Annotated in this window: 9 protein-coding genes and 3 pseudogenes; 8 read left to right on the top strand and 4 right to left on the bottom strand. The window is 72.6% G+C overall.

Annotation, left to right across the window (positions count from 1 at the left end):
* On the bottom strand, window positions 1–1354 hold a 1354-nt coding region (locus tag RKE29_RS23395; protein ID WP_312007559.1), incomplete at its 3' end, for a hypothetical protein.
* Window positions 1355–1850: 496 nt separating this feature from the next.
* Between RKE29_RS23395 and RKE29_RS23390 the strand changes: the two genes are divergently transcribed.
* From RKE29_RS23390 to RKE29_RS23370, 5 genes are all read left to right on the top strand, one after another.
* Complete coding sequence (locus RKE29_RS23390) at window positions 1851–2882, top strand: ABC transporter permease (protein WP_312007558.1); 1032 nt, start codon at window positions 1851–1853, stop codon at window positions 2880–2882.
* Window positions 2883–2939: 57 nt separating this feature from the next.
* Complete coding sequence (locus RKE29_RS23385; protein ID WP_312007557.1) at window positions 2940–4736, top strand: ABC transporter substrate-binding protein; 1797 nt, start codon at window positions 2940–2942, stop codon at window positions 4734–4736.
* Window positions 4737–4807: 71 nt separating this feature from the next.
* On the top strand, window positions 4808–5785 hold the full coding sequence (locus RKE29_RS23380) for an ABC transporter permease (protein ID WP_312007556.1): 978 nt from the start codon (window positions 4808–4810) through the stop codon (window positions 5783–5785).
* 11 nt (window positions 5786–5796) lie between these two features.
* On the top strand, window positions 5797–6858 hold the full coding sequence (locus tag RKE29_RS23375; protein ID WP_312007555.1) for an ABC transporter ATP-binding protein: 1062 nt from the start codon (window positions 5797–5799) through the stop codon (window positions 6856–6858).
* Window positions 6859–6870: 12 nt separating this feature from the next.
* On the top strand, window positions 6871–8016 hold the full coding sequence (locus tag RKE29_RS23370) for a dipeptide ABC transporter ATP-binding protein (RefSeq protein WP_312007554.1): 1146 nt from the start codon (window positions 6871–6873) through the stop codon (window positions 8014–8016).
* Between the two features lie 36 nt (window positions 8017–8052).
* Here the strand turns inward: RKE29_RS23370 and RKE29_RS23365 are convergent.
* Window positions 8053–8124: pseudogene (locus RKE29_RS23365) on the bottom strand (two-component system response regulator); the annotation flags it as partial.
* A gap of 8 nt (window positions 8125–8132) precedes the next feature.
* On the opposite strand from RKE29_RS23365, the pseudogene RKE29_RS23360 reads away from it, so the two are divergent.
* Window positions 8133–8303: pseudogene (locus RKE29_RS23360) on the top strand (ATP-binding cassette domain-containing protein); the annotation flags it as partial.
* On the opposite strand, the pseudogene RKE29_RS23355 reads toward RKE29_RS23360, so the two are convergent.
* Both RKE29_RS23355 and RKE29_RS23350 read right to left on the bottom strand, forming a co-directional pair.
* A pseudogene (locus tag RKE29_RS23355) lies at window positions 8297–8632 on the bottom strand (zinc-binding dehydrogenase); the annotation flags it as partial. The pseudogenes RKE29_RS23360 and RKE29_RS23355 overlap by 7 nt on opposite strands.
* 261 nt (window positions 8633–8893) lie before the next feature.
* Window positions 8894–9478, bottom strand: a complete 585-nt coding sequence (locus tag RKE29_RS23350; protein WP_312007553.1) for a helix-turn-helix domain-containing protein — start codon at window positions 9476–9478, stop codon at window positions 8894–8896.
* A gap of 115 nt (window positions 9479–9593) precedes the next feature.
* Here RKE29_RS23350 and RKE29_RS23345 point away from each other — a divergent pair, with 115 nt between their 5' ends.
* Both RKE29_RS23345 and RKE29_RS23340 read left to right on the top strand, forming a co-directional pair.
* The gene (locus RKE29_RS23345; RefSeq protein WP_312007552.1) at window positions 9594–10052 is read left to right on the top strand and encodes a nuclear transport factor 2 family protein; all 459 of its coding nucleotides are present in this window, start codon (window positions 9594–9596) and stop codon (window positions 10050–10052) included.
* A 100-nt stretch (window positions 10053–10152) separates the two neighbouring features.
* On the top strand, window positions 10153–10918 hold a 766-nt coding region (locus tag RKE29_RS23340; RefSeq protein ID WP_312007551.1), incomplete at its 3' end, for an AraC family transcriptional regulator.

Here is a 10918-nt window from a genome sequence, read left to right as displayed (position 1 = left end):
GCGGGTAGGAGGGCGGCGGCGGCACGGACCCGCCGGCCGCCGGGCCGGGCCCGCCGGGCGCGGGGCCGGGATAGCCGTACCCGGCCGGGTAGCCGTACCCGCCGCCGGCCCCCGGGGCGCCCGCCGGCCCGTACGCCCCGTCGTCCGCGTAGCCGCCGGAGCCGGAACCGCCGTAGCCGGAGCTGCCGTAGCCGGAGCCCGGGCCGCCGCCGTACCCGCCGGGCGCGCCGTACCCGCCCGGGCCGCCGTACGCGCCGTACGGCGGCGGGACCGGCGCCTGCCAGCCGTACGGCCCGGCCGCCGGGTCGGCGCCGGGCACGGACAGCGCGGCGATCAGCACGAGCCCGAGGAAGATCTCGAAGAAGGCGGTGAGCACGCTGAGCACGGCCACGGTCGGCAGGTCGTCGAAGTGGTCGACGTAGTCCAGTTCGACGTACAGGGACGTGCTGCTGATCCCGTCGGCCAGCACCACCACGCCGAGCGCCAGGCCGAAGGGGCGGGCGGCGGGGACGCGGGCCATGGCGGCGAGGGCCGTGCCCAGCAGCAGCAGGACCAGCGCCCAGGCCGCCCACGCGTTGGGCACCCACAGCAGCGTGCGCAGCGTCTGCTTGCCGGTGATCAGGTGCTTGTAGANCAGCAGCGTGCGCAGCGTCTGCTTGCCGGTGATCAGGTGCTTGTAGAGGTCCCAGCCGTACTCCTGGGCCCAGTAGCACTGCCAGGCGATGGTGATGCCGGCCATGACGACGAGGAAGAAGGCGGCGGTCACGGCCGCGCCCACGCGCGGGCGCAGCGGCGCCTGGTCGGGCCCGGCGGACGGACGCGGACCGTACCCGGGCGCGTACCCCGCGGGCGCCTGGCCGCCCGGCCCGTACCCCGGCGGGCCCCAGGAGCCGGGCGGCGGCGCGGGGGCGGCGGGGCGGCGGGCGACGGCGACGGCGGCCACCAGCAGCACGCCGAGCACCACGTCCGCCCAGGCGCTGAGCGTGGCCCGGGTCTTCAGGCCGTCGGGCACGCCGTTCATCCAGTCGGAGCCCAGGTTCCACAGGCTGGGCAGGCGCAGCACCGCGGTGATCGCGCCCGCCGCCGCCAGCGCGCCCGCGCCCGAGGACGAGCGCAGCGCCGCGACGCCCGCGAAGACGTAGACGACGACGAGCGAGAGGTCGATGAGGGAGGAGCCGAAGAGGGCGTCGAGGCTGCCCGGCCGCCCGGCCCACGTCCACCAGAGGTTGCCGCCGGTGTCGTCGGCCTCCCCCAGGTCCCTGATGATCCACGCCAGGCTGATTCCCCCGAGAACCGCGCAGACGAGTGCGCCGAAGAAGCGCGCCTCGCGCGCGAGTATGCGTCCCTGCCCCATGGCACTGGATTCCCCAGGGCGCACCCGGGGCAAACAGCGCCTGGTGGTGGCACCTCGGGCAAACGGCGCCGACGCGAACACCCCGGACGGACCGCGTCCGGAAAACCGCGGGAACACCGCTGCCGAACAGGCGCCGAAATCACCGAAAAGCGACAACGGCGACAGTGCCGAAAAAAGAGGGAACGGCGACCGGCCGGAGCGACATGGCGCGCCCCGGCCGGTCTACGGCACCCGCACGGCCGTACGCAGATCAGCCTGGCGCGTCCGTATATCGGTGTGGAGACAGTCAAGTTGCCTCCACGTTAACGCGATTTCACGCCCTTCTACACCTTTTGCCCGATACATGAGAGCTTCGTCAAGCACGTTCCCGCATCAATTCGCATAACCTTCGCTCAAGAACCGGCCGAGTCTCTCCCCCGCTCCCCGTGGCCCCTTGACTGCGCCGGGACGGCATTGCGAAAGTCGCTCAACCTAGAAGGTGCGGGGGCACTACACGATGTCGGGTTCAACACAGGCCAGGGCCGGCAACCAGGCCGAGGCCGACAGGTTCGGCAAGGCCGACCGGGCCGAAACGGGGGAAGAGCGGCCGGCGGGCCTCGCGCCGCGTCAGCTGATGTGGCGGCGCTTCAAGCGCGACAGGGCCGGGATGATCTCGGCCGGAGTCGTGCTGTTCTTCGTGCTCGTCGCCCTCCTCGCCCCGGTGATCTCCTGGCTGTACGGCAAGGACGCGTACACCGTCTACGGCCTGGACGACCCCACGCTGCTCGACCCGGTCACCGGCTTCCCGGTGAAGGCCAACGGCGGCATCGACGGGGAGCACTGGTTCGGCATCGAGCCGAAGCTCGGCCGCGACGTGTTCATGCAGCTGGTGTTCGGCATCCGCACCTCGCTGCTGATCGGCCTGGCCGCCACCGCGCTGTCCACGCTCACCGGCATCGTCGTCGGGGTGGCCGCGGGCTTCCTCGGCGGGCGCACCGACTACTTCCTGGGCCGCCTGATCGACCTGCTGCTGTCCTTCCCGCAGCAGCTGTTCTTCGTGGCCTTCATGCCGGTGGTCACCGCCCTGTTCGTCAGCCCGCAGAAGGAGACGCCCACCTACTTCCGGGTCACGGCGCTGGTCCTGGTGCTGTGGGTGCTGGGCTGGATGAAGCTGGCCCGGCTGCTGCGCGGGCAGGTGCTCAGCCTGCGCGAGCGGGAGTACGTGGACGCGGCCCGGGTCACCGGCGCCTCCTCGTGGCGCGTCATCCGCCGCGAGCTGCTGCCCAACCTCACCACGCCCATCCTGGTGCAGGCCACCCTGATGCTGCCGGCCTTCGTGACGGCCGAGGCGGGCCTGTCCTTCCTGGGCGTGGGCATCGTGGAGCCGACGCCCGACTGGGGCCGGATGTTCGCCAAGGGCGCCGACTTCTACGAGGGCGACATCACGTACATGTTCTTCCCCGGCATCGCCATGGTGGCCTTCGTGGTCGCCTTCAACCTGCTCGGGGACTCGGTCCGGGACGCCCTGGACCCGAAGACCACGCGCTGACCCGCGCGCCGTCCAGACGAACCCCCATACGTCCACGAGGCAGGTGCGTACACCCCCATGATGTTGCAGACGCTGACCGGCCGCCGCCGCGCGCGGGCGGCCGCCGCCGGGCTCGCCGCCGGGGCGCTGGTGCTCACGGCGTGCAGCGACGGCGGCAGCTTCGCCGACCGGGACATCGGGCAGCCGAGAATCACGGCGAGCGGCATCACCATCGGCACCCCGGCCCAGTCCGCCGGGCCCGCCGCCCCGGTGCCCGGCGCCCGGCGGGGCGGCACGGTCACCGTGCTCCAGCGCGACGCCCTGGACCACCTCGACCCGGCCCAGATCTACGTCAGCGACGAGCTGATATCCCAGACGCTGTACAACCGCACCCTCACCAGCTACCAGATCGACCCGGCCACCGGGAAGATCACCCTGGTCGGCGACCTGGCCACCGACACCGGCCGCGCCACGGACGGCGGCCGGACGTGGACGTACACGCTCAAGGACGGGCTGCGGTTCGAGGACGGCACGCCGATCACCTCCCGCGAGGTGCGGCACGCCGTCGAGCGGCTGTACGCCCCGTACCTGACCGAGGGCCCCACCTACCTCCAGCAGTGGCTCTCCGGCGAGGGCCAGGAGTACCGCAAGGCGCTGCCGGACGGCCCGTACGAGGGCAGGCACCTGCCGCCGTCGGTGCTCGACACCCCCGACGACAAGACGATCGTCTTCCACTTCAACCGGCCGCGCGCCGAGGTGCCGCTCGCGGTCGCCATGCCGAACATCGGCGCGGTGCCGCCGGAGAAGGACACCAAGGAGCGGTACGACAAGGCGCCGGTCGCCTCCGGGCCGTACAAGGTGCGGAACTTCAAGCCGGGCGAGAGCGTGGAGTTCGTCCGCAACGACCAGTGGGATCCGCGCACCGACCCGATCCGCCACCAGTACGTCGACCGGTTCGTGGTCTCCTTCGGCCACCAGTGGACCGACTCCACCCGCCGCCTGCGCGCCGACCGCGGCGCCGACAAGCAGGCCATGACCTTCACCAACGCGGTCGACCCCACCCAGATCCTCACCATGCTCAAGGACAAGGGCGCGATGAAGCGCTCGCTGACCGAGGTGCAGCCGTACGTCGACGTGGCCAGCATCAACACGCGGCGGGTGACGGACAAGCGGGTGCGCCAGGCCATCGCCTGGGCCTACCCCAGCGCCCAGATCCTGCTCCAGTACGGCGGCCTGAAGGCCGGCGAGGTGGCCGGCGGGCTCGTCGGCCCGACCGTCGACGGTTACGACCCGTCGTTCGACCCCTTCGAGAAGAAGAAGTACCCGGCCGGCAACCCGGAGAAGGCCCGGAAGCTGCTGAAGGCCGCGGGCAAGGAGGGCTACGAGCTGACCTACGCCTACGCCAACACCGGTCCGGCGCAGGACGCCTCGCTGGTCATCGTGCAGGCGCTGGAGCGGGCCGGCTTCACGGTCCAGAAGAAGGAGATCGACTCCAGCTCGTACTACACGCAGATCGGGAAGGTCGACGCGCCGTACGACGTCTACCGCTCCTCGTGGGGCGCGGACTGGCCGTCCGCCTCCACGGTCGTGCCGCCGCTGTACGACGGCGGCAGCGTCTACGACGGCTCGGCCAACTACTCCCACCTGAACGCGCCCGGGGTGAACAAGGAAATCGCCCGTATCAAGCTGATCGGCGACGTCAAGCAGGCCACCAAGGAGTGGATCAAGGAGAGCGAGCGGATCCTCACCGAGGAGATCCCGGCGGTCCCGATCTTCTACAACCAGCTCTTCACCCTGTCGGGCTCGCGCATCGGCGGCGTGAAGTACAACACCGTCTACGGCGGCGTGGACCCCACCGCCGTCTACGTCGAGTGAAGCCGAGGACCTGACCGGTCCGGCCCGCCCCCCGCCGCACGCTCCACGACAGCCGGAAGACCCACGACGCCATGTTGAGATTCCTCACCCGCCGCACCCTCGGCGCGATCGTGATCCTCGTGCTGATCAGCGCGATCACGTTCTTCCTCTTCTTCGCGGTGCCCTCCGAGCCGGCCCGGCTCGCCTGCGGCAAGAACTGCGATCCGGAGTCCCTCGCGCTGATCAAGCAGAACCTGGGCCTGGATCAGCCGATACCGGTCCAGTACTGGAAGTTCATGGTCGGCATCGTCGCCGGCCGCGACTTCGCCGTCGGGCACTGCTCCGCGCCGTGCTTCGGCTACTCCTTCGTCAACAACGAGCCGGTCTGGGACACCATCGTCGACCGCTTCCCCACCACGCTGTCCCTGGCCGTCGGCGGCGCCGCGGTGTTCCTGCTGTTCGGCGTCGGTATCGGGATGATCGCGGCCTGGCGGCGCGGCACCTGGGCGGACAAGCTCGTCAGCTCCCTGTCGCTGATCGGCTCCTCGCTCCAGGTCTACTTCGTCGGCGTGGTGTGCCTCGCCTGGTTCGTCAGCGGGCTCGGCATCCTGGAGCAGCCCGCCTACCATCCGTTCACCGCCGGTCCCGGGGCGTGGTTCAAGGGGCTGCTGCTGCCGTGGCTGGTGCTGTCGCTGATCTTCCTGGCGGACTACACCCGCATGACCCGCTCCCAGATGGTGGAGCAGTTGCAGGAGGAGCACGTGCGCGCGGCCCGCGCCAAGGGCCTGTCCGGCCGCACGGTGTTCTTCCGCTACGCGTGGCGCGGCGCGATCGCGCCCATCGTCACCATTTTCGGCATCGACCTCGGCTCGCTGCTCGGCGGCGCCATGATCACCGAGTACACCTTCACGCTGCACGGCATGGGGCGGCTGGCGGTGGAGTCGGTGCAGCTCACCGACCTGCCGATGCTCATGGGCGTGATGCTGGTGAGCGCCGCCGCGATCGTGGTGTTCAACATCCTGGTCGACGCCGTCTACGCCCTGATCGACCCGCGCGTACGCCTCGCCTAGGAGCCTTGACGATGACCACAGCCACCGAGCCCCGGGCCGGCGCGCCCGCGCCCTCCGGCGGGGCCTTCCTGTCCGTGTCCGACCTGCGGGTGCGCTTCTCCACCGAGGACGGCGTCGTCAAGGCCGTCGACGGACTGTCCTTCGAGCTGGAGCGCGGCCGGACCCTGGGCATCGTGGGCGAGTCCGGCTCCGGCAAGTCCGTCACCAACCTCACCATCCTGGGCCTGCACGACCGGCGCACCACCGAGATCACCGGTCACATACGCCTGGACGGGCGGGAGCTGACCGGCGCGAGCGAGCGGACGCTGGAGAAGCTGCGCGGCAACACCATGGCGATGATCTTCCAGGACGCGCTGACCGCCCTGTCCCCGTACTACACGGTGGGCCGGCAGATCGCCGAGCCGTACCGCAAGCACACCGGCGCGTCCCGGCGCGAGGCCCGGCTGCGGGCGATCGAGATGCTGGGCAAGGTCGGCATCCCCCACCCGGCGCTGCGCGTGGACGACTACCCGCACCAGTTCTCCGGCGGCATGCGGCAGCGCGTCATGATCGCCATGGCGCTGGCGTGCGACCCCGACCTGCTCATCGCGGACGAGCCGACCACGGCCCTCGACGTGACCGTGCAGGCCCAGATCCTGGACCTCCTCAAGGACCTCCAGCAGGAGTTCGGCTCGGCGATCATCCTCATCACGCACGACCTGGGCGTGGTCGCCAACACCGCCGACGACCTGCTGGTGATGTACGCGGGCCGGGCCGTGGAGCGCGGCTCGGTGCGCGAGGTGCTGCGCGCGCCCCGGCACCCGTACACCTGGGGGCTGCTGGGCTCCATGCCGAGCCTGCGCTCGGACGTGACCCGGCCGCTGAGCCCGATACCCGGCTCCCCGCCCAGCCTGCTGGCCCCGCCGCCGGGCTGCCCCTTCCACCCGCGCTGCGCGCACTCCGAGGCGGTCGAGGGCGACCGGTGCCGCACCGAGCGGCCACTGCTGCCGCCGGGGCGGGGGGCGGCCTGCCACCTCACCTCCGAGCAGCAGAGCACGATCTTCACCGAGCAGATCAAGCCCCGGCTGAGCTAGGACCGGCGACCCATGACCACGACGCAGACCCAGCAGTCCGACAAGCCCGCGCCGCCCCCGGCGCCGGGCGAACCCCTCCTGGTGGCCGAGCGGCTGACCAAGCACTTCCCGATCATGGCGGGCTTCCCGTTCAAGCGGAAGGTCGGCGCGGTGCAGGCGGTGGACGGCGTGGACCTGACCGTCCACGCGGGCGAGAGCTTCGGCCTGGTCGGCGAGTCCGGCTGCGGCAAGTCCACCACCGGCCGCCTGCTGACCCGGCTGCTGGAGCCCACCGGCGGGCGCATCGCCTACCGGGGTCGGGACATCACCCACGCGGACCGCAGGGGCCTGGCACCGGTCCGGTCCGAGATACAGATGATCTTCCAGGACCCGTACTCGTCGCTGAACCCGCGGCAGACGGTCGGCACGATCATCTCCGGCCCGATGGAGATCAACGGCATCCACCCGCCCGGCGGCCGCGAGGCCCGCGTCCGCGAGCTGCTGGAGACCGTCGGCCTCAACCCCGAGCACTACAACCGCTTCCCGCACGAGTTCTCCGGCGGCCAGCGGCAGCGCATCGGCATCGCCCGGGCGCTGGCCCTGGAGCCCAAGCTGATCGTCGCGGACGAGCCGGTCTCCGCGCTGGACGTGTCCATCCAGGCCCAGGTGGTCAACCTGCTCCAGGACCTCCAGCGCGACCTCGGCATCGCGTTCGTCTTCATCGCGCACGACCTGGCCGTGGTGCGGCACTTCTCGCAGCGGGTGGCGGTGATGTACCTGGGCAAGGTGGTGGAGGTCGGCGACCGCGAGTCGATCTACACCCGGCCCCGCCACCCGTACACCCACGCGCTGCTGTCGGCGGTGCCGGAGGCGGCGCTGGCGGACGACTCCGACTCCGGTCAGGACGCCGCGCAGGAGCGCATCCGCCTGGCGGGCGACGTGCCCTCCCCCGTCGACCCGCCCTCCGGCTGCCGCTTCCGCACCCGCTGCTGGAAGGCGCAGGACAAGTGCGCGCGGGAGGAGCCGCCGCTGGCCCGCGTCGAGGGCAACGCGGAGGGCCACCTGTCGGCCTGCCACTTCCCCGAGGAGCCGACGACGGCGCGCCGCGAGGCGGTGATCCTCGACCCGGCGCTGCTGGCGGCGGAGTCGGGCGGCGGCGCCGCGGCGGGCACGGAGTAGGGCCGGTCCGCCCTTCGGGGGGCGGGTGTAGCGGTGGACGCGGGACACGTACGCGGCGTTGATCTCGGCCACGTGGAAGTCGTCGTCCACGACCAGGACATCGATCATCCGGGCTCTTCCGGGGCGTGCCCAAGGCGGAGGCCCGGGAGCGGGCCCGGGAGTGGCTGGCCCGCACCGGTCTCGCCGCCTTCGAGGACCGCTACCCGCACCAGCTCTCCGGCGGCCAGCGCAAGCGCGTGGCGCTCGCGGCCACCTTCGTCAACGACCCGGAGATCCTGCTGATGGACACCAGGGTCCCGCCCGGCCGCAGGGTGCGCAGTGAGCGCACCCGCGTGTCGGCGCCGACGGAGTCCAGGACGACGTCCACCTCCCGCGCCGCCTCGGCGAAGTCGGTCTCGCGGTAGTCGATCAGCTCGTCCGCGCCCAGGCCGCGCAGGAACGCCTGCTTGCCCGCGCTGGCCGTACCGATGACGTACGCCCCGCGTGCCTTGGCGATCTGCACGGCGGCATGGCCCACCCCGCCCGCCGCCGCGTGGACCAGCACCCGCTGGCCGGCGGTCAGCCCGGCGGTGTCGACCAGCGCCTGCCAGGCCGTCAGGGCGACGAGCGGCAGCGCGGCCGCGCCCGTTCCCCCGTCCGGCCCCGGGAGGGGACCGTCCGCGGCGCCCTGCCCGTGAACGCATCGTCAAGGCACTGTGGACTGTGTGCCAAGGACTTCCTCCCCGCCAGCGGGCAGGCTGTTGCCGGGCAACGGCACTCACCCGGCCTTGTCCGGCGGGGAGGGGATTCACGGAGGATGGGCCAGCAGCGGGGGATCCGCCGCGGGCCGGCCGCGCGGGCGTACGGCTCGGGCGGGCCGGCCGTCCGGGCGTACGGCTCAGGCGGGCCGGCCGTCCGGGCTCGCGGCGGCGTGCAGGAGGGTGCGGGCGGCGGCCCGGGCGTGGGCCGCCGGGTCGGGCGAGCCGGTGATCGCGGCGGTGGTCATGGCGCCCTCGGCGAGCAGGAGCAGGTGATCGGCCAGTGCGGGGGGCTGGCCGGCCGCCGCCACCAGCTCGCCGAGGTAGCGCCTGACGGCCCGCTTGTGGTCGCGGGCGAGCCCGGCCACCTCGGCGGAGGCGGCGCCCAGCTCGCCGAAGGCGTTGACCCAGGCGCAGCCCCGGTAGCCGGGCTCGGCGAACCACAGCCCGAGCCAGTCGTAGACGGCGAGGATCCGCTCGCACGGGCGGTCCGGGGGCGCGGCCCGGTCGACGTGCTCGGCCAGCCGGGCGCGCCAGCGGACGTCGCGGCGGCGCAGGAACGCGGCCACCAGGCGGTCCTTGGTCGGGAAGAGCTGGTAGAGCCGCTTGAGCGAGACGCCGGAGGCGGCGCGGACGGCGTCCATGCCGACCTTCTGGACGCCCTGGGCGTAGAACAGCCGCTCGGCGGCGTCCAGCGCCCGGGTCTCGGCTTCCTCGCGGTCCAACGGCGGCTTCCTCCTCGGGGCGGCGCTTCGGGCTTGACGGGAGAACGGTCGTTCTCTACGGTAGCACGCACCTCCCCGAGAACGTCCGTTCTCGCCCCCGCCGCAGGAGCCCGCCATGGCCGTCCGCCCGCCACTGCCCCCGTTCACCGCCGCGACCGCCGCGCAGAAGGTCCAGGCCGCCGAGGACGCGTGGAACACCCGCGACCCCGAGCGGGTGGCGCTCGCGTACACCGAGGACTCGGTGTGGCGCAACCGCGACACCTTCCTCACCGGCCGGGAGGCGATCACCGCCTTCCTGGCGGCCAAGTGGGAGCGCGAGCTGGACTACGCGCTGCGCAAGGAGCTGTGGGCCTGGCACGGCCACCGCATCGCCGTACGGTTCCAGTACGAGAGCCGCGACGCGGCGGGGCAGTGGTGGCGCTCCTACGGCAACGAGCTGTGGGAGTTCGACGACCGGGGGCTGATGGCCCGCCGGGAGGCCAGCATCAACGACGTGCCGATCGACGCGGGCGAGCGGCGGGTGTCCGGACCGCGCCCGGCCGCCGAGCACGGGGTGCCCTTCCCGCTGCGGTGAGGGAAGGAACCGACTCCGCCCGCGGCCCCGAGCCCCCGGCGTTCATCGCACGCTTGTCGGCGCGGTGCGCCATGGAGCCGACAAGACGGGAGGACGGCCGGTGATCCGCGCCGGGCTGGGGACCGGGTCCGAGCCGGCGGCGGCGGACGACGCCCTGACCGCGGCCGACCGCTTCGAGCGCTGGCACGAGAGCCTGCGCGCCAAGGTGCCGCTGGAGGTCGGCGGCGACCGGCCGGCCGACTTCCGCGGCCACGAGCACCAGTTGACGCTCGGATCCGCGCACGTACGGCTCAAGGACCTGACCGGGCCGCTGGAGCTGCGCCGGCGGACCCGGCAGGCCCGTGAGGTGCCGGAGGTCTACCACCTGATGGTGCCGCTGAAGGGCGCGCTGCTGTCCGAGTGGGGCGGCCGCAGCTGCGAGACCGGCGTCGGCGACGTCTACGTCCAGGACCTGACCCGCTTCGAGCGGTACGGCTTCCGCCCGGCGCACGGCCAGACGTCCTTCCGGACCATGACGGTCGTGCTGCCGAAGGCCGCGCTGCCCCTGTCCGGGCGCGCGGTGAACCGGCTCCTGGGGCAGCCGATGCCGGCCACCCGCGGGGTCGGCTCGCTGCTGCGCGGATTCCTCACCCAGCTCACCGCCGACGCGGCGACCTTCCGGCCCGCCGACGGGCCGCGCCTGGAGACGGTCCTGTGCGACCTGGTGTCCGCGGTGTTCGCGCACCGGCTGGACGCGGAGGAGGGCTGGGAGCCGACCAGCCGGCAGCGCGTCCTGGTGACGAACGTCCAGTCCTTCGTGCAGCAGCACTTGCACGACGCGGAGCTGACCCCGCGCACCGTCGCCGCCGCGCACCACATCTCCGTGA

The organism is Streptomyces sp. B1866, assembly GCF_031932565.1.
In the GTDB taxonomy this organism is placed as follows: Bacteria; Actinomycetota; Actinomycetes; order Streptomycetales; family Streptomycetaceae; genus Streptomyces.
This window is presented reverse-complemented; position numbering and strand designations above follow the sequence as displayed.

What these genes read in the sequence shown, in the direction of transcription:
- RKE29_RS23375 (WP_312007555.1), top strand. Translation starts at nt 5,797, where the DNA reads ATGACCACAGCCACCGAGCCCCGGGCCGGCGCGCCCGCGCCCTCCGGC.
- RKE29_RS23385 (WP_312007557.1), top strand. Translation starts at nt 2,940, where the DNA reads ATGATGTTGCAGACGCTGACCGGCCGCCGCCGCGCGCGGGCGGCCGCC.
- RKE29_RS23370 (WP_312007554.1), top strand. Translation starts at nt 6,871, where the DNA reads ATGACCACGACGCAGACCCAGCAGTCCGACAAGCCCGCGCCGCCCCCG.
- RKE29_RS23390 (WP_312007558.1), top strand. Translation starts at nt 1,851, where the DNA reads ATGTCGGGTTCAACACAGGCCAGGGCCGGCAACCAGGCCGAGGCCGAC.
- RKE29_RS23380 (WP_312007556.1), top strand. Translation starts at nt 4,808, where the DNA reads ATGTTGAGATTCCTCACCCGCCGCACCCTCGGCGCGATCGTGATCCTC.
- RKE29_RS23345 (WP_312007552.1), top strand. Translation starts at nt 9,594, where the DNA reads ATGGCCGTCCGCCCGCCACTGCCCCCGTTCACCGCCGCGACCGCCGCG.